23 protein-coding genes are annotated in these 24634 nt (G+C 70.7%); 11 read left to right on the top strand and 12 right to left on the bottom strand.

Translation table 11 applies throughout. The annotated features are described in order from the left end of the window. Nucleotides 1–777, bottom strand: a complete 777-nt coding sequence (locus OV427_RS39835; RefSeq protein ID WP_267861458.1) for a general secretion pathway protein GspE — start codon at nt 775–777, stop codon at nt 1–3. 61 nt (nt 778–838) lie between these two features. Next, the gene (locus tag OV427_RS39830) at nt 839–1687 is read right to left on the bottom strand and encodes a DUF4292 domain-containing protein (RefSeq protein WP_267861457.1); all 849 of its coding nucleotides are present in this window, start codon (nt 1685–1687) and stop codon (nt 839–841) included. Between the two features lie 43 nt (nt 1688–1730). On the opposite strand from OV427_RS39830, the gene OV427_RS39825 reads away from it, so the two are divergent. Both OV427_RS39825 and OV427_RS39820 read left to right on the top strand, forming a co-directional pair. After that, nucleotides 1731–2459 carry a MotA/TolQ/ExbB proton channel family protein gene (locus OV427_RS39825; protein WP_267861456.1) on the top strand — a complete coding sequence of 243 codons (729 nt, stop codon included), beginning with the start codon at nt 1731–1733 and terminating at the stop codon, nt 2457–2459. Between the two features lie 18 nt (nt 2460–2477). Then, nucleotides 2478–2927, top strand: coding sequence for an ExbD/TolR family protein (locus OV427_RS39820; protein WP_267861455.1), 450 nt, complete (start codon nt 2478–2480; stop codon nt 2925–2927). Nucleotides 2928–3032: 105 nt separating this feature from the next. Here the strand turns inward: OV427_RS39820 and OV427_RS39815 are convergent, their stop codons facing one another. The 4 genes from OV427_RS39815 to OV427_RS39800 all read right to left on the bottom strand — a co-directional run bounded on the left by OV427_RS39815 (nt 3033) and on the right by OV427_RS39800 (nt 7177). Next, nucleotides 3033–4877, bottom strand: a complete 1845-nt coding sequence (locus OV427_RS39815; RefSeq protein WP_267861454.1) for an acyl-CoA dehydrogenase — start codon at nt 4875–4877, stop codon at nt 3033–3035. A 168-nt stretch (nt 4878–5045) separates the two neighbouring features. Beyond that, nucleotides 5046–5711 carry a MaoC family dehydratase gene (locus tag OV427_RS39810; protein WP_267861453.1) on the bottom strand — a complete coding sequence of 222 codons (666 nt, stop codon included), beginning with the start codon at nt 5709–5711 and terminating at the stop codon, nt 5046–5048. Beyond that, nucleotides 5711–6160: a MaoC family dehydratase N-terminal domain-containing protein gene (locus tag OV427_RS39805; RefSeq protein ID WP_163998343.1), complete on the bottom strand. Its 450-nt coding sequence runs from the start codon at nt 6158–6160 to the stop codon at nt 5711–5713. The genes OV427_RS39810 and OV427_RS39805 overlap by 1 nt, the downstream gene beginning before the upstream one ends. A 15-nt stretch (nt 6161–6175) precedes the next feature. Beyond that, complete coding sequence (locus OV427_RS39800) at nt 6176–7177, bottom strand: dihydrodipicolinate reductase (protein ID WP_163998344.1); 1002 nt, start codon at nt 7175–7177, stop codon at nt 6176–6178. A 237-nt stretch (nt 7178–7414) separates the two neighbouring features. On the opposite strand from OV427_RS39800, the gene OV427_RS39795 reads away from it, so the two are divergent. After that, nucleotides 7415–8527, top strand: coding sequence for an HD domain-containing phosphohydrolase (locus tag OV427_RS39795; protein ID WP_267861452.1), 1113 nt, complete (start codon nt 7415–7417; stop codon nt 8525–8527). 10 nt (nt 8528–8537) lie between these two features. On the opposite strand, the gene OV427_RS39790 is transcribed toward OV427_RS39795, so the two are convergent. Beyond that, nucleotides 8538–10688, bottom strand: coding sequence for a peptidylprolyl isomerase (locus OV427_RS39790; RefSeq protein ID WP_267861451.1), 2151 nt, complete (start codon nt 10686–10688; stop codon nt 8538–8540). A gap of 56 nt (nt 10689–10744) precedes the next feature. Between OV427_RS39790 and OV427_RS39785 the strand changes: the two genes are divergently transcribed. From OV427_RS39785 to OV427_RS39750, 8 genes are all read left to right on the top strand, one after another. Beyond that, nucleotides 10745–11683, top strand: a complete 939-nt coding sequence (locus tag OV427_RS39785) for a hypothetical protein (RefSeq protein ID WP_267861450.1) — start codon at nt 10745–10747, stop codon at nt 11681–11683. Nucleotides 11684–11750: 67 nt separating this feature from the next. Further along, nucleotides 11751–12686, top strand: coding sequence for an AAA family ATPase (locus OV427_RS39780; RefSeq protein ID WP_267861449.1), 936 nt, complete (start codon nt 11751–11753; stop codon nt 12684–12686). Next, nucleotides 12683–14029, top strand: a complete 1347-nt coding sequence (locus OV427_RS39775; RefSeq protein ID WP_267861448.1) for a DUF58 domain-containing protein — start codon at nt 12683–12685, stop codon at nt 14027–14029. Before OV427_RS39780 ends, OV427_RS39775 begins: the two co-directional genes overlap by 4 nt. 201 nt (nt 14030–14230) lie before the next feature. After that, entirely contained in the window at nt 14231–16996 is a 2766-nt protein-coding gene (locus tag OV427_RS39770; protein WP_267861447.1) for an SNF2-related protein, read from the top strand. A gap of 296 nt (nt 16997–17292) precedes the next feature. After that, nucleotides 17293–17769, top strand: coding sequence for a hypothetical protein (locus OV427_RS39765; protein WP_267861446.1), 477 nt, complete (start codon nt 17293–17295; stop codon nt 17767–17769). Further along, complete coding sequence (locus OV427_RS39760) at nt 17766–18326, top strand: DUF4123 domain-containing protein (RefSeq protein WP_267861445.1); 561 nt, start codon at nt 17766–17768, stop codon at nt 18324–18326. Before OV427_RS39765 ends, OV427_RS39760 begins: the two co-directional genes overlap by 4 nt. Nucleotides 18327–18356: 30 nt before the next feature. Further along, entirely contained in the window at nt 18357–19973 is a 1617-nt protein-coding gene (locus OV427_RS39755; RefSeq protein ID WP_267861444.1) for a hypothetical protein, read from the top strand. Nucleotides 19974–19976: 3 nt separating this feature from the next. Further along, entirely contained in the window at nt 19977–21971 is a 1995-nt protein-coding gene (locus OV427_RS39750) for a hypothetical protein (RefSeq protein WP_267861443.1), read from the top strand. Between the two features lie 20 nt (nt 21972–21991). Here the strand turns inward: OV427_RS39750 and OV427_RS39745 are convergent, their stop codons facing one another. The 5 genes from OV427_RS39745 to OV427_RS39725 are packed head-to-tail and all read right to left on the bottom strand — an operon-like array spanning nt 21992 to nt 24607. Next, nucleotides 21992–22492, bottom strand: coding sequence for an Ig-like domain-containing protein (locus tag OV427_RS39745; protein WP_267861442.1), 501 nt, complete (start codon nt 22490–22492; stop codon nt 21992–21994). Further along, the gene (locus OV427_RS39740; RefSeq protein ID WP_267861441.1) at nt 22479–22874 is read right to left on the bottom strand and encodes a hypothetical protein; all 396 of its coding nucleotides are present in this window, start codon (nt 22872–22874) and stop codon (nt 22479–22481) included. The genes OV427_RS39745 and OV427_RS39740 overlap by 14 nt, the downstream gene beginning before the upstream one ends. 35 nt (nt 22875–22909) lie before the next feature. Next, nucleotides 22910–23275, bottom strand: coding sequence for a Smr/MutS family protein (locus OV427_RS39735; protein WP_267861440.1), 366 nt, complete (start codon nt 23273–23275; stop codon nt 22910–22912). Continuing rightward, complete coding sequence (locus tag OV427_RS39730) at nt 23196–23507, bottom strand: hypothetical protein (RefSeq protein WP_267861439.1); 312 nt, start codon at nt 23505–23507, stop codon at nt 23196–23198. Before OV427_RS39730 ends, OV427_RS39735 begins: the two co-directional genes overlap by 80 nt. A 44-nt stretch (nt 23508–23551) precedes the next feature. Beyond that, nucleotides 23552–24607: a DUF72 domain-containing protein gene (locus OV427_RS39725; RefSeq protein WP_267861438.1), complete on the bottom strand. Its 1056-nt coding sequence runs from the start codon at nt 24605–24607 to the stop codon at nt 23552–23554. Nucleotides 24608–24634 lie beyond the last annotated feature (27 nt).

Genomic DNA, 24634 nt, shown 5'->3' with positions numbered 1-24634 from the left:
CTACCGCTTGACCTTGGCGAGGTACTCCTCGCGCGAGAAGACGCCCTTCTCGATGAGCAACTCCACCATCGCCTTGAGGGCGGCGACCTCCTTGCGCTGCACGTCCTCCACGCTGCGCAGCAGCTCCGCGGGGCTGCCGCTGGGAGCGGCCGGGCGCACCGCGGGCGTCTCCGTGCTCGGGCGCGTGGCGGCGGGCGCGGGTGGAGGAGGCGGCGGACGGGCCGCGGGAGCAGCGGCCACGGCGGCCGCTGCCGGGTCCAGGTCCTTCAGGTTCTTCACCACCGTGCGGCCCTGGGCGTCCACCACCTTGAAGTTGGTGTCCGCGTCCTCCAGCTCCGCGTTCTCCTCGTAGATGCGCTGGAAGGCCCGGGCGATGGAGCTGCGGCCCGCCACGTTGGGGACGATGCGGCACTTGGTGACGGCGCGCAGCTCGTCCAGCATCCGCACGTTGAGCGGGTCGGACATCGCCACCACCAGCGTCTTGCCGTCGTCGCGAAGCTGGAGCGGCAGCACCGAGAAGTCGCGCGCCGTCTGCGAGGAAATCTTCGCCTTGACGTGCGGCGGCACCATCTGCACCGCGTCCAGGTTCACCGCCGGCATGCCGAGCTGCTTGGACAGCGCGCGCACCAGGATGTCCTCGGAGACGAGGCTCATCCTGACCAGGATTTCGCCCAGCTTTCCGCCCCACTTCGCCTGTTCGGCGAGCGCGGCCTTGAGCTGGCTCTCCTGGAGCACATTCGCCTTGATCAGCAGTTCTCCGAGCTTGATCTGTGCCATGTCGTGGGGAGCACTCTAGATCGACTCGGCGGTCAGCGCCCCTTCTTCCGCGCCTGCCCGGTCAGGAACCCGGCACCGCCGGTGCGGGCTCGGTCGAGCTGGGGGGCTGCGAGGGTGCCCCGGCCGGCAGCTCCCGGCCGCGCTCGTCCACCTCCACCACCTTGGCCCCCTCCGGGGGGAGCAGCTCGTAGAGCGTGAGGTCCGGCCGCCCGTTGAGGGAGATCTGCTGGTAGCGCAACTGCAGCTGCGTCTTCGCCTGCTCGGCCACCAGCTCCACCTTGCCGGGGAAGATGAGGGCGCCCTTCTCCTGGAAGTCGTCGAAGCCCAGGTCGTACCCGGGGACGCCCCGCACCTGGCTCTTCATCACGCGCAGGTATTTGGTGTGCACGTGGAGTACCTGGGTGGCGGGCCCGCTGTGGAGCGTCAACACGTAGACACCTTCCTTGCGGTCCAGCGCCAACGTCATCCGCTCCGGGGGGATGAGGGGCACCTGGCCGAGCATGATGGCCACCAGTTCCTGGTTGGGCAGCACCACCGGCAGGAAGCGCGACACGTTCTCCGGGCTCGCGGGCCCCTGGAAGTAGGTGTTGGTCTCCGTCTGATACAGGCCAAAGCCATTCCCGTCCGACACCAGGGAGGCGAGCGGGCGGTTGAAGAAGTCGAACGTCTCCAGGTGCAGCATGGCCGGCCGGGTGACGGAGACGAACATGCTCAGGGTGCCGCTGCCCTGCGGGGACTCGACGCGCATCTTGGAGTCGCCCTCCAGGGACAGGATGTTGTCCTGATTCTCGCGGACGCGCTGGTAGACGACCTTCGCGTCGGTGAGTTCACCCTCGGGACCGAACTCGATTCGCTTGGGGCACGCGGAACAGAGGACTGCCAGGAAGATTGCGGCGGCTGCGCGGTTCATATCTCCTAGTCTGGGCCATGCCGCCCTGCCCGGTCACCCACCAATGAGCCTGAACGACATCCTCCATTACCTTCGCCTGGGCGGCGTCACCCTCGCCCTGTTGCTGCTGGCCTCCGTCATCGCGCTGGTCGTCGCCGTGGAGCGGCTCATCGCCCTATGGGGGGTGAGCGAGCGCTCCCGCACCCTGGGCGAGGCGGTGAACAAGCACCTGCTGCGCGGCGACGTGGTCGCGGCCCGCACCGCCGCCGAGCGCTCGGACTCGGTGGCCGCCGACATCTTCCTCGCCGGCTTCGACCGCATGGAGCGCTCCCGCACCACTGGGGGCGCCGGCGTGGAGGCGGCCGTGGAGCGCGAGCGCGCCCAGGTGGGACTGAAGCTGCGCCGCAACCTGTGGATGCTGGCCACCATCGGCTCGATCACCCCCTTCGTCGGCCTGTTCGGCACCGTGGCGGGCATCATGCGTTCCTTCAAGGACCTGGGCCTGGACGTGGAGGCCGGCGGCACCGGCGGCAGCGCGGCCGTGATGACGGGCATCTCCGAGGCGCTCGTCGCCACCGCGGTGGGCATCCTCGTCGCGGTGCAGGCCATGTTCTTCTACAACTACTTCCAGGCCCGCCTGTCGCGCGTGCTGGTGGAGCTGCGCCTGCTGGGCGACGAGTTCGTGGAGCTGCTCAAGGAGCGCGCCTCGGGCGCCCCCCTGCCCCCCGAGCCGGCCCCCAATCGTGAGTCCCAGCCGCCCGCCGTGCCGCGCCCGGACCCGAAGCTCGCGTAGGCCCGGAGGACACCCACCATGGCCATGGGAAAGACTCCGGGGGACAACGAGGGCGAAGAGGGCGTCTTCGCCGAAATCAACATCACCCCCCTCACCGACATCTTCCTGGTGCTGCTCATCATCTTCATGGTGACCAGCTCCGTCATCGTCCAGCAGGGGCCCGGCGGCGGCGCCAAGGCCGGCCTGAAGGTGAACCTGCCCAAGGGCGGCGCCGCGGACGTCACCGCGCGCAGCACCGATTTGTCCGTGGCGGTGCTCGCCGACGGGCGCTACGTGCTCGCCGGCAACGTCGTCTCCGAGGAGGAGCTGCGCAAGACGTTCGACGACGCGAAGCTCAAGGACCCGGACACCGTCGTCATCGTCCAGGCGGACGAGGGCGTCTCCCACGGCACCGTGGTGCAGGTGATGGAGCTGGCGAAGAAGGCCGGCCTCGGCCAGCTCGCCATCGGCGTGCGCGAGGGCGACTAGCGCCCGGAAGCCCTCGGGCCCGCCTGGAAAACACAGAGGCCACCCAGGCGAAGGAGCCCGGGTGGCCTCAGGTGTTTCAGGCGCCCCTCGTGAAGGGGCGGTGACTCAGACGGAGCCGAAGGCCGCGTCCGAGATGTCCATCGGCGAGGTGTCCTCGGTGGCAATCATCCGCGCGGCCTGCTCCACGCCGGGCAGCACGTTGCGCGCGTAGTAGAGGGCGCTGAACTTCTTGCCCTCGTAGAAGGCGCGGTCCGGGTGTTCCGCGGACACGGAGGCCTGGGCCTTGTCGGCGATGAGGGCGGCGTCCAGCAGCAGCCAGCCCACCGCCAGCTCGGACATCATCTGCAGGAAGCGGTTGGCGGAGAGCGGAATCAGCGGGAACTTCGCGCCGTCCTGGGACCAGCTGAACACCGTCATCGCACTGGACATGACGGCCTCCTGCGCGGACGCCAGCGTCTTCACGGCCTCGCCGTACACGGCGTGCTCGCGGTTGGCCTCGATGAAGGCGCCCACGTCACCCATGAACTGCTGGAAGTGCGTGCCGCCGGCCTGACCCAGCTTGCGGCCCACCAGGTCCATGGCCTGGATGTGGTTGGTGCCCTCGTAGATGGAGAAGATCTTCGAGTCGCGCGTGTACTGCTCCACCGGATAGTCCTGGATGTAGCCGGCGCCGCCGTAGACCTGGATGGCCTGGGCGCACAGGCGGAAGGCCTGGTCGGAGCCGTAGGCCTTCACCAGCGGGGTTAGCAGCTCCACCTGGCCCTTGTGGTAGGTGGCCGCGTCGTCGTCCTTGCCGGCCAGCTGGCGCGCCTTGTCCAGGTGCATGGCCAGCTTGATGATGAGCGAGCGGATGCCCTCCACGTGCGCCTTGATGTCCAGCAGCATGCGCCGGACGTCCGGGTGCTCGATGATGGCGGCGCGGGGCGCGGTCGGGTCCTTCCACTTGGTGAAGTGCGAGCCCTGCTTGCGGTCCTTCGCGTAGTCGAGCGCGTTGTAGTACGCGGCCGACGCGAGCCCGAGGCCCTGGATGCCCACGGCGATGCGCGCGCCGTTCATCATCTTGAACATCTGGCTCATGCCGACGTGCTCGACGGTACCGACGAGCTCACCGATACACGCGTCGCTCTCACCGAAGTTGATGACACAGGTGGCGGAGCCGTTGATGCCCATCTTGTGCTCGATGGAGCCCACGCCCACGTCGTTCGCCTTGCCGGCGCTGCCGTCCGCGTTGATGCGCAGCTTGGGGACGATGAACAGCGACAGGCCCTTGGTGCCCGGCGAGGCACCGTCGATGCGCGCGAGCACGAGGTGGATGATGTTGTCCGCCATGTCGTGGTCGCCGCCCGAGATGAAGATCTTGGTGCCGCGGATGTTGTAGGTGCCGTCGGCGTTGCGGCGGGCGGTGGACTTGGCCGCGCCCACGTCGGAGCCGGCGTGCGGCTCGGTGAGGCACATGGTGCCGCCCCACGTCCCGTTGAGCATGCGCTCCACGTACATCTTCTGCTGGGCGGGCGTCCCGCACTCGGCGATGACCTCGGCGGCGCCGAAGGCCAGGCCGGGGTACATGTTGAACGCGGTGTTGGAGCCCGACAGCAGCTCCTCCACCGTCACCTGGAGCATCATCGGCGCGCCCTGGCCACCGTGCTCGGGGTCCACGGCGACGGTTTTGAAGCCCTGCTCATAGAGCTTCTTCCACGCGTCCTTGAAGCCGGTGGGGGTAAAGACGGAGCCGTTCTCCACCCGGCAGCCCTCGCGGTCGCCCACCGAGTTGAGGGGCCCGAGCACCTCGCGCGCGAAGCGGTACGTCTCCGTGAGCACCGCCTTGGCCTCGTCCGGGCCCCAGGCCTCGTACGGGGCCTGGCCGGACACCTGGCCGAAGCCGAACTGCTCGAACAGCGTGAAGAAGATTTCTCTGAGGTCGGTCTTGTAGGTGTTGATGCCGGCGGACATGGCCACTCCTGCGTGACGGCTCACTGCCTGCCCTCCAGGAGGGCAAAGGGGTCAGTGGCCCAGGTAAGACGCAGGAAGTGTGGCGGCGACTGATTTTTGAGTCAACCCTGAATGACACTGCGCGTTGAGGGGCGGTCAGAACCGCCCGTCAAGCGCGCGGGAAAGTGCCTACTTCTTCGCCTTCTTGGCGGCGGGAAGGGACGCCGTCTTGGCGGCGGGCTTCTCCCGGGGGGCGGTCTTCTTGGAGGAGGCGCCGGTGCGGCGCTCGTCCCCTTCCTCGCCCTCCTCGGGGGCGCCCTCGCCGCTGGCGGCGGTGGCGGCCGGAGCGGCGGTGCTCAGGCTCTCCCGGGGGACTTCCACGACGATGGGGGCCTGGCCGGAGCGCTGCCGGTTCTCGTCCTCGAGGGAGAAGAAGAGCTGGATCTGCGAGGTGCCCTTCATCACCAGCTCGCCGCGCTGGTTCTCCGCCCAGAGGTCGATTTCGACGAAGTAGCGGCCGCCGGTGCCGTGCCTGTCGCTGACGCGGCCCTTGCAGACGACGGTGTCGCCCGGCCACACCATCTTGATGAAGCGCACGTTGTAGCGCCGCATCTGGCCGCCGCGGGCCCAGTCGCTGATGAGCTGGCCGAGCATGCCCATCACGAGCATGCCGGGAGCGTAGACGCTCGGCATGCCCACGCTCTTGGCGTAGACCTCGTCCACGTGGACGGGGTTGTAGTCACCGGAGGCGCCGGCATAGCGGGACAGCTGCACGCGGTCGACGGGGGCCTTGGCCAGGGCCGGCAGCTCGTCGCCTACGCGGATGGACTCGAAGTACAGCTTGCGCGCGGGCATCACGGGGTCTCCTTGGTGGCGCGGACCACCAGCGTCCGGCGGGCGCGGAACACGAGATTGCCCTCCTCGTCACGGCCCTCGTCCTCGATGACGGCGATGTCCATGCGCCCGGAGATGCCGGGGCGCTCGAACACATCCGACACGCGGGTGGAGACGTAGATGCGGTCACCCGCGAAGATGGGCCGCTCGTAGTCGAAGCCCTGCTCGGCGTGCAGCAGGCTCTTGATGCCCACGCCCAGCAGCTCCCGCAGGTCCGCCGCGGAGTGGAAGGACGCGGGGAACGTGGGGGGCGCGATGATGGTGGGGTAGCCGGACGCCCGCGCGTACTCCTCGTCGTAGTAGATGGGGTTGTAGTCGCCGATGGCCTCCGCGAAGCGGCGGATGGCACCCTTCTCGACTTCGTTGAGCGTCGGCGGCGAGGCGCGGCCAATCGCGTTCTTGTCCAGCATTTCCCTCTCCTGACTCTAACGTCCGGCCGGAAGCTCGAGCACCGTGAGGAGCCCTGCTTCGGCGGCCGTCAAGCGTGGCGCGGCATTCACCAGCGCATTCGCGGTGGCCCGGTCGCCCGCCACTCCCCCCGGGATTTCCAACACCAGCTTCGGGTCCGCGTCGATTTCGATGCGGTCCTTCGGGTCATCTGCCCCGACGGCAATGGTCAGCTCCAGCCGTACCCGCTCCTGCCCCTCCTCCAAACCCACCACGGACTGGAACATGCCCGCCACCCGCCCCTTCTTCACCGGGAATGCGCCGCCGGTGATGTCCTCCTCGGCGAACACGGGGGCTACTTCTTCTTCGTAGTCGTCGCAATCCAGCCCGAGTCCCAGGGCCGCCAGCGCCGCGGACTCCACCAGGCCGACGTGGCCGAGCTGCTCGCTGTCCACCAGCTCGAAGAACTCGTCCTCCGTCAGGCCCGCGCCCACCTTGCGCTGCAGGGCCTCGCGCCGCAGGCGTGCGTCCACCACGCGCGTCGCGGTGGCGCGGCGCACCGGCCCGCACACCTGGCCGGCGATGGCCACCAGCCTGTCCAGCACGAAGCCGGGATTGACGCCGGTGCCCACCACCGCCACGCCCGCCTTCTGCGCGGCCTGCTCCAGCTTGTCCGCCAGCTCCGGGTACTTGAGGTACGGGAAGGCCAGCTCCTCGCAGGTGCTGGCCACCGGCAGGCCCAGCTTCAGCGCCGCCAGAATCTGCTCCATCACCTGCGGCAGCCTGGAGCCGGTGGCGTGCAACAGCACCACGCCCTTGCGCTTCGCCACCGCCTTCTCCAGCGAGTCCACCACCTTCACGCGAGGCGCGGGCCCGCCCAGCACGTCTCCCAGGGCACTCCCCACCAGCGAAGGCTGCGTGTCCACGGCGCCGATGAGCTCCACCTCGGGAGACGACATCGCGGCCCTGGCAATCTCCTGCCCGATGAACCCCAGCCCCATCACCACCACCGGCACTGGCCCTTCAGGGGCTCTAGCCATCGGAGATTGCTCCAGGATTCCAAGGGGTTAGCGACACGGCGCGGACTGCGTGGGCACCATAAAACACACCTTGGCGGGCAGGCAAGCGTCACTTGGATGTGCGACTCTTCCGGACTGGGAGAACATCCAAGGATTTCCGGGACTTGCGAGCACACAAGCGCCGGGGGGCCCCTGTTTTGCTGGCGAGGGACGCGTGTATAAAGGGAGCAAGCTCGCCGCCCCGGAGAATCCGCAGACATGGACCGAATCCTCGTGGTGGATGACGACGTGCTCATCCTCGCCGCGCTCTCCCGGATTCTGCAGGCGGAAGGTTACGAGGTCCTCACGCACAGCGACCCGGCGCTGGCGGCGCGCGAGGTGGGCTTCCACGTCGTGCTGACGGACTTCATGATGCCGTACCTCAACGGCATCGAGTTGCTGGGCGCACTGCGGGAGCGAAACCCGAAGGCGGTGCGGCTGATGCTGACGGCGGCGGCGGACTTCCGCACCGCGTCCGAGGCCGTCAACCGCGGCGAGGTCTTCCGCCTGCTGGGCAAGCCGTGGTCCCTGAGCGAGCTGACCAGCAGCGTGCGCCAGGCCTTCGAGCACTACCGCCTGGTGGACGCCAACGAGCGGCTGACGCGCGAGGTGGCGGAGAAGAACGCGGAATTGGTGGCCATCAACCGCGACCTGGAGCGCCGGGTGGTGGAGCGCACCGCGGGCCTGCTGGACGGGCTCATCAGCGCGCTGGACTACCGCGACACGGAGACGCAGTGGCACTCGCGGCGCGTGTCGCTCTACTCGCGGCGGCTGGCCCAGGAAGTGGGGATGACGGGGGCGGCGCTGGACGTGGTGGAGCAGGGCGCGCTCTTGCACGACATCGGCAAGATTGGCGTGCGCGACTCCATCCTGCTCAAGCCCGGCCCGCTGACGCCGGATGAATGGGTGGAGATGCGCAAGCACCCGGAGTTCGGCTACCGGATGCTGGCGAAGATGCCCTACCTGCACGAGGCGGCGCTCATCGTGCTGCAGCACCAGGAGCGCTGGGACGGCAAGGGCTACCCGCAGAACCTGGCGGGTGAGGACATCGTCCTCGGGGCGCGCATCTTCTGCATCGCGGACACGGTGGACGCGATTACGTCGGACCGGCCCTACCGCAAGGGGCGGCCCATGAGCGTGGCGCGGGATGAAATCCGCCGCTGCGCGGGCACCCAGTTCGACCCGGCGCTGGCGGAGGCCTTCCTGCGCATCCCGGAGACGGAGTGGCAGCGCATCCGCCAGGAGGTGGAGGGGATGGAGGAAGCGGAGAACCGGCGGTGGCATGGCCATCCGCTCGGCCCTCCGTCGATGGCCAAGGCCAGCGGCGCCTGAGCGTCGGGGCCTACGGCGACAGCTGCACCGCGCGCACCTCGCGGATGATGTCCCCCTCGAGGAGCGCGTCCACCACGTCCATTCCGGACACCACCTCGCCGAAGGCCGTGTAGCGGCCGTCCAGGTGGGGCTGCGGCGCGTGCGTGAAGAAGAACTGGCTTCCGCCGGTGTCCTTGCCCGCGAGCGCCATGCCCAGGGTTCCCCGGAGGTACGGCCGGCGCGTCATCTCGCAGCGGATGGAGTAGCCAGGGCCGCCCTCCCCGTCCCCGCGCGGGTCTCCGCCCTGCGCGACGAAGTTCGGGACGACGCGGTGGAAGGTGGTGCCGTTGAAGTAGCCCTTGCTCGCCAGCGCGTACAGGTTGCCGGAGGTGAGCGGCGCCTCCTCCGCGTCCAGGCGCACGGTGATGTCGCCCTTGGCGGTGCGGAAGACGAGGCCGGCCCGGGCGGGCGCGGGCTCGGGACGGAAGGTGTCGGCCGGGAGCTCCACGCGCTCGGAGCGCACGGGCTGGCCCGTGAGCTGCGTGAGGGCCTCGGCGGCCACGCGGCGCACGTTGGCGTTGGGGTGCTTCAGCCACTCGCGGAAGCGCGGCTCCGCGGCGCTTCCCTGGAGGGCGACGAGCGCGCCGGCCACCGGCTCGGCCAGGTCTCCCGGCTCCTTCGGCACGCGGTCGGCGAGGCTCTCCACCACGGGTACGAATCCCCTGGCGTCGATCTTCCCGAGCGTGGCGGCGGCCGCACCGGCCACCACCAGGTCATCGCCCTTGGCGAGGGGCTGCACCGCCGTGGCCGTCCGGAGCACGGGCCGGGCGCCCAGGGCCTCCAGCGCCGCGAGGCGCACGCGCGCATCCCGGTGGTTCAGGTAGCCCACCGCGAAGTCCGCGGAGCCCTTTCCCTGCGTCTGCGCCGTCTCGCGGATGCCCAGGGCCAGTCGCCGCTCGTCCTGCACCCGGCCGAAGCCGCAGGCGCCCGAGTCCCCGGGCACGCCGCGCTGCCGGTCCAGCGCCGCCGCCAGCCGACAGTCCAGCCACCCGAGGTCCGTGCGCGCCAGGTCCGAGGCCGCGCCCCGCTCCGCGTCCGCCAGCGCCAGCCGCAGTGAGACCAGGAGGGGCGCGGCGAAGTCGGGCAGCCCCTGCTGCGTGAGCGCCAGAATCGCGTGTCCCTCCGAGGAGCGGGCCAGGGTCTCCACCTTCGCATCCGCGCCGTCGACTGCCGGCGCCTCCAGCCCCCGCGCCACGCGCTTCGCCCGGGGCACCAGCGCCTCCAACGCATCCACCGCCGTGCATGGGCCGCTGCACTTCGCGGCCAGCTTCGCCAGCGAGCGCGCCGCCTCGGCCGCCACGCGCGGCACCGCGTCCTCCAGCAGTCGCCCCAGCACCAGCGCATCTTCGGGCCCGCCCAGGTCGCCGAAGGCCTTCGCGCACAGGCCGCGCACGTCCGCGTCCGCATCCCCGAGGCAGCCGCGCAGCGCGGGCAGCGCCTCCGCCCGCTTCGCCGTCATCAGCAGATACGCGCCCCCGTAGCGCGCCTCCACCGGCCGCTCCGCGGCCAGCAGTGCCACCGCGGGCGGCAGCGGCACGCCCGCCACCACCGCCGCCCCACCCCGCCGCGCGGCCACGCCCAGCGACAGCGCGGCCCGCCCCGCCACCGCCACGTCCTCGCCCTGGAGCCGCTCCACCAGCCGCGCCACCGCCGCCGGCGTGCCCGCGCGGCCCAGCGCGTCCAGCAGCGTCGTGCGCACCCGCGCCTCGCGCTCCGCGCCCTCCGCCTCCAGCAGCGCGTCCGCCAGCCGCGTGCGCTCCGCCTCCGTCAGCGGCTCCCACGACAGGGCCAACTCTCCGGCGGCGAAGGCGGCCTCGTCGCGCACGCCGGGCTCCGTGTCCTTCAGTCCCGCCACCACCGTGTCCAGCGTGGCCGGGTCCTGGATGCGGGCCAGCGCTCGCTGCGCCCTCGCTCGCACCCGTGCGTCCTGCGCGTCCGTGGCCAGCGCCAGGAGCGCCCCGTCTCCCAGCGAGCGGCGGTCCTCCCAGTCCTGGATGCGGGCCAGGGTCGCCGCGTCCACCGGCTCCGTCTCCGGCGAGGGCACGGCGCGGACACAACCGGAGGACAGCGCGAGGACGGCGAGGCAGGCAGTCAATGCACGGGCGGTGCGCAGGCGGCTCATTCGCTGGGGCCTAGGTCAATTCTCCGCGAAAATCCAGGGGTTAGGACGCAGCGGGTTTGACATGCGCGGGCCGGGGCTCCGAAGATGCATCTTCGTTTCTCTCCTCGGGAGCGCTGGTCCTGAACTGCCCTGGCTGCGGCTCGAAGGTAGCCGCCAACACGTCCATCTGTTCCGTCTGCGACTACATCATCGACGGCTCCTTCCTGTCCGCCGAGCCGCCCGCAGACGACGACGACGAGTCCACCGGCGCCGCGGAGGACCCTCGGCCGGCGAAGCCCGCCGCGCCCGCGCGTCCCAAGGGCAAGTCGGGGAGCCGGCCCGCGGCGCCGCCGCCGGACCTGGACTCGGAGTCCACCAACATCCGCAGCATGGATGAAATCGCCCGGGCCGCGCCCCCTCGCGCCGCCCGGCCCGCGCGCGCAGCCACCGCGCCCCGCCGCGCGCCGCCTCCGCCCGCGCAAGAGCCCGTCGACGCGGGGCCAGACCCATGGGAGCGCCCGTCCCGGGGAGGGGGCGGGGACAACGCCGTCGCGGACCCGGAGGAGCTCATCCGCGACGCGAAGGAGCTGTTCGGCCTGCTCGCCGGCGGGGACAAGATTGCCTTCTGGAGCGCGGCGGTGGTGCTGTTCTCGTGCTTCCTGCCGTGGAAGGAGACGGCGGCGGACGGCGACGTGCTGGGGCTGATGAGCACGGGCGTCGGCGTCTTCGTGCTGTCCATCCTCACGATGATCGCCGTGGGCATGCGCGTGAAGGGCGCGTTCGCGAAGCTGGGCCCGGTGGTGCCGTGGATGGCCCAGCTGCTGTTCTGCTTCCTGTGCCTCGTCTGGTGCATCATCTTCATCAAGGTGTCGGCCGACACCACGCGCGTGCCCACGCCCATCGGCAACGCGGAGATGATGAACTCGTCGCCCAGCTTCGGCGTCTTCCTCGCGGTGCTGGGCTCGCTCGCGGCGCTGGGCGGGACGCTGATGGGCCTGAAGAGCAAGCCCGCCTGAGGCGCGGGAGGCCCTTCACGAAACCGCTGCCGCGCCATGCGGCAGCGGGCTAGCGTCTTCCGCCACCATGTCCGACGCCACTCCCCTCACCCGCCTCACCTCCGCGCTCGGCGCGGCCGTCTTCGGGCAGCAGCGCGTGCTGGCCGACCTGGTGACGGCCTTCCTCGCGCGCGGACATGTGCTCCTGGAGGGCGTGCCCGGCGTGGCCAAGACGCTCACCGCGCGCAGCATGGCCGGCGCGCTGGGACTGCTCTTCACCCGCGTCCAGTTCACCCCGGACCTGATGCCGGCGGACATCCTCGGCACCAACGTCTTCCAGCCGCAGGACAACGCCTTCCGCCTGGTGAAGGGCCCCATCTTCACGGAAGTCGTCGTCGCGGACGAAATCAACCGCACCCCGCCCAAGACGCAGGCCGCGCTGCTGGAGGCCATGGAGGAGCGGCAGGTCACCATCGACGGCGTCTCGCACGCGCTGCCGCCACACTTCTTCGTGGTGGCCACGCAGAACCCGCTGGAGCTGGAGGGCACCTACCCGCTGCCCGAGGCGCAGTTGGACCGCTTCCTCATGCGCGTGCGCGTGGGCTATCCGGACGGGGACTCGGAGGTCACCATGCTGCGCGCCTTCCACCAGCGCGAGGGCCGGCCGACCTCCACCGAGCGCGTCCTGGATGCGCCCACCCTGCTGGAGTTGCAGGCGCGCGCCGCCCGCGTGTCGTGTGACGACTCCATCATCCAGTACGTCGTGAATGTGGTGCGCGACACGCGCGCCCACCCGAGGGTGCGCCTGGGAGCCAGCCCCCGCTCGGCGCAGGCGTTGCTGGCCGCCGCCAAGGCGCGCGCGGCGCTGCAGGGCACGGACTTCGTCACCCCGGACGACGTGAAGGGCGTGGCCTTCAGCGTCCTCAACCACCGCCTCCTCCTCAAGGCCGAGGCCGAGGTGGAGGGCGTCACCGTGGACGACGTCCTCCGGCAGACGCTCGAACGGGTGCGAGTGCCCCGGTGAGTGCCGGCCGTCCCGTCCCCACGGGCCTCGCCGTGGCGCTGCTGGCGGCGGGGCTCGTCCCGGCCGCGCTCGCGGTGGCGGGCCCGGCCTTCGGCTGGCTGGCGCTGGCGGTCAACGTCGCGGTGCTGGTGCTCTGCGCCGTGGACTTCCTGCGCGCCCCCCGCGCGGACGCGGTGACGGTGCGGCGGCAGGTGGAGCCCATCCTCTCCTCCGGCACGCGCAACCCCGTCCACCTGGAGTTCGAGCGGACCGACGGCGGCGCCCACCCCCTGCGCCTGGAAGCACGTGACGAGCCCCCGGAGGACGTGGCCAGCACCGGCCACCGGCAGACCCTCACCCTTCCCGGTGGCGCGCCGCCTCCGGGTCCGCCGCCTCGGCTCACCTACTTCGTCACCCCACCGGCGCGAGGCGACGCGCGCTTCGGGGATGTCCACCTGCGCCTTTTGGGGCCGCTGGGGCTGTGCGCGCGCCAGGTCCGCGTGCCGGCCGCGCAGGCCGTGAAGGTGTACCCGGACCTGACGGCGCTCTCGCGCGAGGCGCTGGCGCTGGCGCGAGCCTCGGAGTCCCCTTCCGCGCGCACCCAGCGGCGCCGCGCGGCGGAGGGGCGCGAGTTCGAGTCGCTGCGCGAGTACCGCCCCGGGGACGACTACCGCCACATCGACTGGAAGGCGTCCGCGCGGCACGGGGACACGCTGGTGCGCACGTGGCAGCCGGAGAAGCACCAACCGGTGCTGCTGCTCCTGGACTGCGGGCGCCACATGGCGGGCCAGGTGCAGGGGCGCCGCAAGCTGGACCACGCGGTGGACGCGGCGCTGCGCCTGGCGCGCGTCGGCCTGGACGCCGGGGACCTGGTGGGGGTGCTCGCCTTCGCCAGCGACGTGCGCGCCTTCCTCCCGCCTCGCAAGGGGCGCGAGCACCTGCGCCTCATCACCGAGTCGCTCTACCGCACCGAGGCCGCGCTGGAGGAGAGCGACTACGGCCGCGCCTTCGACTTCGCCTTCGCCCGGCAGACGCGCCGCGCGCTGGTGGTGCTCTTCACGGACCTGGTGGACCCGGACGCCTCCGCCAGCCTCCTCACCCGCACCCTCGCGCTGCGCCCCCGGCACCTGCCCGTCGTCGCCTCGCTGCTGGACGAGGATGTGGAGGCCGCGGCGACAGGTGTGCCCCGGGATGCTCAGGACGCCTACGCGCGGCAGGCCGCGGCGCGGCTGGAGGCCGAGTACCGGCGCACCGCCACCACCCTGCGAGACGCCGGTGCGCTCGTGGTCCGGGCCCCCGCGCGCGGCTTCGGCGCGGCCGCACTCAACGCGTACCTGGACGTGAAGTCGCGTGGACTGCTCTGAGTCCTTCCGTCAAGTCCAGCGGAAAGATTGCATGAAGCGCGCATGAGCCGCGTGCACGCGTCGCTCGCGCGGAAGCATGCCAATCGCGCCGAGGCCGAATTCTAGGCTCCGGAGACGACCCCCTTTACAGACACGTCTCCGTCAACAAAATGGCGCGTCTCTCTCGCCCGCCTCTGTGGCGGGCGACCTCGAACATCACGGATGGAGACGGTCTTGGCGGAGGGCGCGAGGGGCTTGAGGGTGGAGGTGGAGGTCGACGCGGCGGCGGCGGCGGCGATGGCGTCACGGGTGGAGTCCGAGCCCACACGGACGTTGACCCCGTTCCACGAACGGCTGCTGGCGGAAGAGCTGCTGGCGAAGAGTGGGGACACGCAGCAGCGGCTGGCCGGCGCGCTCGCGGAAGCGAAGGTGGACCTCAACCCGCACCAGGTCGAGGGCGCCATGTTCGCGCTCGACTCGCTGTCGCGCGGCGGCTGCATGCTGGGCGACGAGGTGGGGCTGGGGAAGACGATTGAGGCGGGCCTCGTCATCGCCCAGCTGATGGCGGAGGGGAAGAACCGCATCCTCATCCTCTCCCCCGCCACGCTGCGCGCGCAGTGGAACAGCGAGCTGCGGGAGAAGTTCGACCTGGACAGCGTGCTGGTGGACGGCCGCACCGTGCGGGCCACCGGCAACTGCTTCGACCAGCCCTTCCCCGTCATCTGCTCCCACCCCTTCGCGGCCAACAAGGGCGCCCTGGTGGCGGAGATTCCGTGGGACGTGGTCGTCATCGACGAGGCCCACCGGCTGCGCAACGCGCACCGCGCCAACAACAAGATGGGCCAGGCGCTCAAGGCCGCGCTGGCCGGGCGCCCCAAGCTGCTGCTCACCGCCACCCCGCTCCAGAACGACATCATGGAGCTGTTCGGCCTGATGTCCCTGCTGGACGAGCAGATCCTCGGCCCCGAGCACGCCTTCCGCAGCCGCTACCGCGTGGACGAGGGCGGCGGCATGTCCGAGTCCGCCGTCGCCGAATTGAAGGAGCGGCTGGCCCCCGTGGTGCAACGCACCCTGCGCCGGCAGGTGCGCGAGTACGTCCGCTACACCAACCGCCGCTCCATCGTGGAGGACTTCACTCCCTCCCCCGAGGAGCACGACCTCTACGAGAAGGTCAGCGAATACCTCCAGCGCTCGGAGGCCGCGGCCATCGAGCCCGGCAAGAAGACGCTGCTGACGCTCTGCTACCGCAAGCTGCTGGCGTCCTCGACGTACGCGATTGCCCCCACCCTGCGCCGGCTGTCGGAGAACCTCGAGAAGCGCCTCCAGGCGGCGAAGCTGGGCCAGCAGGCGCTGGCGATGTTCGAGCCCGAGGAGGCCAAGCAGTTCGTCGAGGAGGGCGAGGAGTGGTCCGACGACCCGGCCAAGGCGCCCAACGTGCGCGTCCTGGAGCAGGAGGTCTGGGAGCTGCGGCAGTACGCGGACCTGGCGGACTCCATCAAGGTCAACGCCAAGGGCGCGGCGCTCGTGCGCGGCCTGGACCGCACCTTCGGGGTGATGCGCGCGCACAGCTGGCCGGAGAAGGCGCTCATCTTCACCGAGTCCAAGCGCACGCAGCAGTACCTCTTCAACCTCCTCTCGGAGAGCGGTTACAAGGGCAAGATCTCCCTTCTGGCGGGTGACCTGGCCAGCACGCCGGAAGAGCGCCGCGCGCTGGTGGACGACTTCCGCAACAAGTCGCAGATCCTCATCTGCACCGAGGCCGGCGCCGAGGGACTCAACCTCCAGTTCTGCAACCTGGTGGTCAACTACGATTTGCCGTGGAACCCGCAGCGCGTGGAGCAGCGCATCGGCCGGTGCCACCGGTATGGCCAGCAGCGGGACGTGCTGGTCATCAACTTCCTCAACCGGATGAACGCGGCGGACGCGCGCCTGTTCGAGCTCCTGGAGAAGAAGCTCAACCTCTTCGACGGTGTCTTCGGCGCGTCGGACGAAATCCTCGGCGCGCTGGAGAGCGGCGTCGACTTCGAGCGGCGCATCCTCGACATCTACCAGTCCTGCCGGAAGCCGGAGGAGATCAACGTCGCCTTCGACAAGCTGCGCGAGGAGATGGAGGGCCGCATCAGCAAGCGCATGACGGAGATGCGCTCGGTGGTGCTGGAGCGCTTCGACGGCGACGTGCGGCGGCGGCTGCGCGGGCAGCAGGACCAGACGAAGGAAGCCCTCGCCAAGCGGCAGCAGGAGGCGCGCGCGCTCACCAGCTCCGTGCTGGGCAGCCGCACCTCGGGGCGGCTGGAGATTGCCAAGGCCGCGTACGCGGTGAAGGGGCGCACGCAGGACGCGGTGGCCTACCTGCAGTTGGACGCGTCCGGACTGCCGTCGCGGCTGGCCCGGCTCGCCGGCTGCGAGGGCTGGTGGTTCGCCTACAAGTTCGAGACGACGGGCATCAAGCCGGAGGAGAAGCTGGTCCATCTGGTGCTCGTGCGCGAGCGGGACGGCGCCTTCCGGGCGCTGCCGCTGCAGGACGGCGCGCACTTCGTGAAGCTGGCGGCCAAGGAGGAGAAGCGGCGCCAGCCCGCCCCGGTGTCCGTGCAGCTCATGCAGGAGCAGTCGCTGGTGGCGGCCAAGGAGGAAATCGTCCGGGCCGCCGAGCGCCGCAACGCCCTGGAGCTGGACAAGGCCAAGGAGCGCGCGGACCGGTACGTCGAGGACTGCCTCATGGAGTCGCGCGAGGCCGTGGAGGCCGCACGGCAGGCCTGGATCGACGCGCGCAAGGCCGTGACGACCGCCGAGGACGTGGCGGACAAGGCGAAGGCGCGGGCCCACTCGGACCGGATGGAGCGCGAGTACCGGCGCAAGCTGTCCTCCCTCCGCAACGAGGAGGAGAAGCGCTACGCCGCCAAGGACCGGCAGCTCGCGGACCTGGCGCAGAAGGCGAAGGTGACGGAGAAGCGCTCCCTCATCGCCTCCGCCTACTTCTGGCTGTCCTGAGCCTGAGGCCCGCGGCAGTCCGGGTGGAACGCATCCGCGTCCCCCTGGTCCGTCCGGGTGGAACGCATCCACGTCCTCTTGGAACGGGCCACGCGTCTCCCTGGAACGGGCCCTGCGTCCCCCCGGAACGCGCCCGGCGTCCCCGGGGCACGCGGGAGGTGGCCAGACGGGCGTGATTCTCTGGACTTACCAGGGTATGGGCTCCTGGCTCAGGGGTTGCTATCACCCTATTACGTATGAGCCCCACGCCCGCCCCCTCTGGTCATGCTCCTCGGAAGTCCTGGCTCCTGCGTGGGTTGAGCGCGGAGTACCTCCTCGTCCGGGGCACCGACGTCGCCCCTGAAGACGGCGCCGCGCGGGTGCCGGAGTCGGTGGCCCTCTGGCACCTCGAGTGGTGGCTGGCCAATGCCCCCGGCAGCGCGTGGACGCTGTTCGAGGCCCTCGGCGGCGTGGAGCCGATGGGACTCTCTCGGCTGGGGCGCTCGGCGGAGGCGCAGCGGCTGCGCTGGCGGCTGGAGCGCGCCCTCCGCCTGGGCGAGTTGGTGGTGCTCTCCTACGAGCGCCCGCGCCATGCGCCCCTGTCCTTCCCGGAGCCCGTCGCGGAGGTGGAGCCGGAGCCGCCCATGGCGGAGGCGCCGCCTCCCCAGCCCGCGCCCGCCCCCATCGACACGGCGGCGCAGGTCCACGCACTCGTGCAGGCCGCGAAGGACGGCATTCCCTTCTGTGAGGAGTGCGCCAAGGCCGCGGCGGCCCAGAAGAAGAAGGCGGCATGACGGCGGCCCCCGCCACCGCGCTGGACGTGGACCGCGTCCTGGATTTGCTCTGGCGTCCTCCCGAATTCGGAGAGCCGCCCTGCGAGGTCTACGCCGTCCTCGACGGCGCCCGCTCCCCCGCCGTCACCCGCACGCTGATGCAGTGGGCGCGCGGCTGCGTGTGCCTCTACGAGGGGCCGGTGCCGCGTGAATTGCTGGCGGTGGCGCCGTACCTGGTCCTCCTGCGCCGCGACGCGGAGTCCACCCGCGAGCTGCTCACCAAGGCATGGGGCCAGTCCTGGGGCATCTTCGTCGCCACGCCCGCGAGCCTCGGCGACTTGCGCCGCCACTTCCGCAAGTTCCTCCAGGTGGAGGACGAGCAGGGCCGCCGCCTCTACTTCCGCTACTACGACCCGCGCGTGCTCCGCGCATACCTGCCCACGTGCACCCGCCGGGAGCTGCACACGCTCTTCGGCCCCGTGGAGCGCTACCTCGCCGAGAGCCCCGACGGCAGCGCCCTGGTGGAGTACGCGGTGGGGCAGGAGGGCCTGGAAGAAAAGCCCCTGGCCGTGAGCTGAGCACCCGCCGTCACCGCGAGGAGGCCGCCCATGTCGAAGCACCGCCGGCGCGAGCTTCGCGCCCTGCTGGATTCGTTGAAGAGCGAGGTCGAGAGGAAGCAGGTCCCCCTCGGCAGCCACGTGGGCAATGCCCATGATGACGTGCTGCGGCTGCTGAACCTGGGCCGCCTCGACCTCGTCGAACCCACGCTCCACGCGCCGGAAGTGGCCCCCCTGCTGCGCAGGCGCGACCTCTCCAAGAAGTTCGATTCACGCATCGGGAAGCAGCACCTGGTGCAGCTGAAGACGAAGGGGCGCACGCCGTTGCGCCTGCGGCGGATGTACCGCGAGCCGGATGACGGCGCGCGCGCCCTCCCGCCGCTCGAGGTCCAGGTCAAGCTCGTCTCCAAGAGCCGCAAGGGCCTCAGCCAGTTCCGCACGTCGCTGCATGACCCGCTGAAGTCCGTCACCCTCGACGGCAGGGAGCGCACGCGCGGCTGGAGGGTGAAGTCGCGCTTCCTGTTGAGAGGCGAGGAGCTGCAGTACCGCATCACCATCGAGGTGCCTCAGGACATCCTGCTCCCGCAGCTCCAGTCGATGGCCTGGGAGGAGAACATGGACCTCACGTTCTCCACCCCCCGCTACTTGCTCTGCTCACATGACGAGTACGCCTCCCAGGGGGACGTGGGCTATCGCGCCGGCACCAACTTCGCCATCGGCGTGCGCTTCGGACCCCGCCTGTGGGCTGGCGTGGTGCCTCAGTTCCCCCTGGTGCTGGTGGGGCAGTTCCTCCCGCGCGACGACGGGCACCCCGACGTCCAGCTGGCGTCCTACCCCTTCACCCTGGCGATGGCGGACTCGCACGTGGTGAACGCCTCGCTGCGAATCTACAGCCGGCCCCGGCCCGCGAACGGCATGGACTACTTCGCGGACCTGCGCGGCCTGCTGAAGGTGGGCAACCTGTTGCTGCCGGTGTGGACGGACCTGCCCGAGGACGAAGGAGTGCTCTGCTGGAAGAGCATGCTCCGCGAGCCCATGGAGCTGCCGCTGGCGGCGCTGGATCCGCTCATGGGTGGCGGCGCCTGGCGCACCCGCGTGCAGCACCTGCAGACGCTGCTCGGCGCGGTGGGTGGGCGGACCTGGCTGCTCGAGGCCGGGCTGGGCGTGGACCTCCTCGACGGGGCGCGCACGGATGCCCATGCCATCTTCTCCGTCCCGGACTTCAACTTCCTCGACGGAGCCCTTCGGTTCCGGGACGTCCGGCTGGAGTGGGAGTGGAGCCACCAGTCCGGCGAGGGCCAGTTCCAGATTCGCGCGCGGCTCGAGTTCTGCGGCCTGACGTTCAACGCGCATCTGCTCCCGCCGGACCTCACCGTGTTCGCCAGCCTCGCCGGTCAGGACATCTCCCTGGACCAGGCGATGGAGGCGAACGCCGAGGGCCACCCGCCCGAGGGCCACCCCACGCGGCCGCCCATGGTCCCCATGCTGAACGTGGCCGAGGCCGCCCGTGAGCGCCTGGTGCTGCTGGACAACAACCCGGGCATCCCGCTCGAGGCGTACGACGAGCTGCACCTGTACTACAGCTGGCGGACGAACCAGCTGCGGCTGCGCTCCACCGCGGTGCTGGAAGACGACACGCTCGTGGAAGCCAACTGGACCTTGAGGTGAGCCATGGCCGTCCGCATCCTCTCCTGGAACATGTACAACTTCCGCGCGAACCTCGTGCGGAGGGCCGCGGCGGTGAACCGCATCCTCAAGGTGGTCAACCCCGCCGCGGGCCCCAACTACGACATCCTCATCGTCATCGAGCCCGGCTGCGTCCAGAGCCTCAACCCGGGAGACCTCGCCGCGGGCGACGGGGTGCTGGGCGTCTTCAAGCTGCTCTCCAAGCTCCAGCACCGCCACCCGGGCTGGCGGGTGGCGCCGCCGCTCGCGCTCTGCAACGGCGCCAAGGCGGAGACGCTCGCCATCTACTACAACTCGGCCACCGTCTCCTTCGAGGGGCCGGAGCGGCGCGTGGGACTCACCCAGCCCTGGAACTCCGCCGCCGCGGATGACGGGCAGGTCTACTGGTACGACGGCAACGGCACCACCCTGCGCCGCGCCGGGCTGGCGGGCGCCGCCGTGGCGACGCAGGGCACGGGCGCCAACGCGACGGCCGTCACCCTGGACGCGGCGGCGAGCAGAATCTTCTGGGTGGACAGCGCGGCCCACCAGCTCTGGAGCTCCAACCTGCTGGGCGGCGGCGCGGCCAACCTGGGCCCGGCCAACGTCTACGCCTCACGCCTGCGCCTGGACACCGTCAACCAGCGCGTCTACTGGGTGGACACCAACAGCAACCAGATCCGCCGCGTCGACTACAACGGCGCGAACCACACGGTGATAACCCCCGCCCTGCCCATGGGTACCGCGCGGCAGCCCGTGGACCTGGCGTTGGACATGGACTTCAACGTCCTCTACTGGTCCAACGCCGCCGGTGCCAACCGGCTGCAGTGGTGCGACCTGGACGGCAACGGCAACGCGGACTTCCCGCCCGCGGGGCTCAACCGCCCCGACTGCCTCACCGTCGACCTCGCCCGGGCGCAGCTCTACTGGGTGGACACCGGTACCAACACCATCCAGTCGTCGGACCTCCAGGGCGCCAACATCCGCAACCGCTTCACCCAGGTCGGCGTGCAGCCGCGGCAGCTCACGCTGCACATGGCGCGCAAGACGATGTACTTCGTCGACGCGGCCACCAACAACATCTGGCAGGCGGACATGGACGGCAACAACGCCGCCTCCGTCGTCGCCGGTGACGTGCCGGTGGACCTCACCATGGACCCGGCCCGCAGCACCCTCTGGTGGGTGGACACGAACGGCAACCGGGTGCGCAGCCGCGTGCAGGGCGGCGCCCCGGTGAATGTGGTGGCGGCGGGAACGCCCGGGCACCTCGCCGTCCATCCGGGCAGCGCCTGGGTGGGCCAGTGCAACTTCCAGACGGCCATGGGCGCGCAGATACATTTTCCCCAGGCCTATCAGCGCCGGCCCTACCTGGCGCGCTTCCGGGATGTGACGGTGGCGGGCCCCAACAACACCTTCCTGCTGCTCGCGGCCCACTCCCCCGCGCCCAACTACCAGACGGTGAAGCAGGCGGCCCAGTCCGGCAAGGGCTCCGCCAACAACCTCGATGCACAGAATGGGACGGCGCGGCTGGCGACCATCCGTGAAATCACCACCCTGCGCGGCGCCGAGCCCGCGCTCGTCGTCGGCGACTTCAACTGCTGCACCATGACGGGCGCCCAGCTCGCCCAGTGCTCCAACAACGGGCCGGGGCACGCCAATGACCGGGCGGTGCTGACGGGCTTCGGAGGCGGATTCGCCAGCCACATCAACATCCGCACCAGCCTCAAGCAGCCGGGCGTCAATGCCACCTACGCCGCGCACACCTCGCACGCGTACGACCACATCCTCACGGTGGGCTTCACCACCGTGCACCACGCGCGGCTGAAGAACGTCGTCGCGGAGAAGGCGGACCGGCGCCAGGCCGCGGCAGTGGGAGGCGCCGTGGTGGTCGGCGGTGGCGTGGGGCTCGCCCAGGCCAACTTCCAGGCGTGCCATGACGCCTACTGGAAGACGACTGGCGTGAGCGACCACCTGCCCGTGGAGGTCCGCGTCACGATTTGAGCTCGAGCGGCGTGCCGCGCTCAGCGCTCCGGTTCCTCCAGCTCGGCCCGCAGCAGCGAATCGTCGGAAGGGGCCTCGGCGTCTTCGGACTTCTCCGTCGACGAGGACGCGCGGGGACGGATGCTCAGCGAGTACGACGCGGCGCCGCCATCCTCCGCCCTGCGGACGGAGACTTCGACGTCCACGTCCTCCGCCTCCACGTCCGTCCCCTTGATTTTCGCCCGGCCCTGGCTGTCCAGGGTGCCCTTGTGCGTCGAGCCATCCGGCAGCGAGGCCTCGAAGGACACGTCGGGGACGGGGTCGCCGTCCTCGTCGAAGACGGTGATTTCCAGCCACGTCAGCGGGCACGTCGTCACCGGAGAGTCCACCCGGGCCTCGGGAGACAGCTCCGCGGCCTCGGCGTCCAGCGCCTCGAAGCTCTCCACGGCGTCGTCCGTCGGGGCCAGCGGCTCCGGCATCGGGAGCGGCTTCGGCAGCTGCGGACTGCCCTTCTTCAGCGCCCACCCTTCAAACGGATCCATGCTTCACCTCCCCTGCGCGCAGCGTGGCGGCCACCTCGGCCGAGACTCGCGCCATCCGCTCGTGCTCGTCGAGCCGTGGATGTCCCAACAGCTCCGCGGCCCACGGGTAGCGCGCGTCGGATGCGAAGCCGTCGCCCAGCGCGAACATCGCGTTGAGGTAGCGCAGCACGGCGGCCTTGTCGTGGATGTCAAAGCGGGCCGCCAGGGTCATGCCGTGGCGGATGCGCACCTCCAGCCCCGCGTCTCCCAGGGCCGCACACGCCGCGGGCCAGTGACGGCGCAGCCGGGTGGCCGCGTCCTCGACGAAGCTGTCTGCGGCGAGCCCTCCCAGGGCACGCTGCTGCTCGGAGCGGATGACCCAGCGCATGGTGCCGGGAAGCATGACACCCGTGCCGGGAAACCGACAGGGCGCGGACGCTACGTCCCCGCGGTTTCCGCCGGCCGCAGCCGCACCCACGTCGCGCCCCAGCCCCCGTCGCCCTCGCCGGCGGAGCGGAACGACTCCACCTCTGGCAACTTCGGGAGCAGCGCGTGCACGGTGCGCCTCAGCGCCCCGGTGCCCTTGCCGTGGATGATGCGCACGTCGAGCAGCCCCTTCTGGCGGCACGCCCAGAGGTACTCGACGACCAGGTCCTTCACCTCGCGAGGATGGAAGAGGTGCAGGTCCAGCGTCCCATCGATTGGAATTTCTACTGCCTCGTCCTCAGCGGGCGGAGGCTCCGGCCCCTCGGGTGGAAGCGGGGGCTCGCTCGCTCGCTGAGGCGGCAGGCGCCTGGGGGCCAAGGTGCCACTCCTCGTTCTCGCGCTTCTTCTTCTCCGCCTCCAACCGGCGGCGCTCGCGCGCGATGCGGAACTGCTCGGAGAGGGAGGACACCTCGCCCTTCAGCGCGGAGAGGTGCTTGCCCACATCATCCGCGGACGCGTCGCGGCGCACGGTCGCCTGCTCGCCTTGCGAGCCTGCGCCCCCGGCTGCCATCAACTGCACCATCATCGCGGCTACGGCCATGGACTTCATGTCACTCCACGTAAGCAAGACTCGTGCTCAGGGGCAAGTGACGTTCATGAGGAGACGCCCCGTGGGCTGTCCTCCTCCGTCTTGCGCGCGACAATACGTTCCGCGAGTCGGATGGCGGACAGGGGCGCGCTGCCCTCGGCTTTGTTGTTGATGGTAACGAAGGCGGGTTTCCCGCGCCGCTCGGCCGCCAGGCACACCCGGGCGAGCACGTCGCGAGTGGGCATGTCCTCGTCCACCAGCTTGTCGAAGGGGGCGTAGCGCGCGCGGGCCTCCTCGTAGCCCAGGTTCGGCGGCAGCATCCACCGCACCACCAGCGCGCGGGCCTCGAAGGCGCGGGTGCGCTTCGCCTGCTGCGCCACCGGCGGCATGTCGCGCCACACCGCGAGCACGGGGCTGACGCCCACGTCCGACAGCGCCTGCGCGAAGCCCTCCGTGAGCAATTCCTCGTTGCGCACCTCCACGGCGTACAGCGGCCCCTTGGGCAGTGCGGCGAAGAAGGCGTGCAGCCGCTCCACGAAGCGCGCGGGGCCCCCGAGCGTCTGCGGGTCCTGCGGAGGGAACTGGAAGACGAGCGGCCCGGCCTTCTCGCCGAGTCCCTCGACGAAGGGGGCCACCACGGCCTCGGCGGCGTAGGCGGCGTGGAGGAACCTGTCGTTGGACTGTCCCCGGTGGGCACCGTAGCGCTCGTGCGTGGGGAAGCGGGCCATGGTGCAGACGTCGTGCGCCTTCACGAGGAAGCGGAAGCCGTCCGGCACCTGCTCGGCGTACTCGGCGAAGGCGCTGGCGGGGATGGGGGCGTAGAAGGTCCGGTCGATGCCCACCGTGCGCAGCACCGGGTGCTTCGCGTACGCGGCCAGGCCCTCGCGCGCGAGCTGCGAGGCGCTGGCCTCATGGTCCCAGAGGATTCCGGACCACCCGGGGAAGGTCCACGAGGACGTGCCGAGGAAGGTGCCCGTGGGCAGCTGCTGGCCCAGCGCGGACAGGGACTCCGCCGCCGGGGCGGGCCCTACCGGCTGGGTCGCCTTGCGACCGCGGGTGGGGGCCTCCACGGGGGCACCGGTGAAGAGGTCGAGCTGGGAGGGTCCTCGGGGCTGGGGCATGGCTGCTCTCTCTGCTAACGCCGGACG

The sequence above is a fragment of the Pyxidicoccus sp. MSG2 genome, assembly GCF_026626705.1.
GTDB lineage: Bacteria > Myxococcota > Myxococcia > Myxococcales > Myxococcaceae > Myxococcus.
The sequence above is the reverse complement of the archived record's forward strand: the minus strand, read 5'-3'. Positions and strand labels throughout refer to the sequence as shown.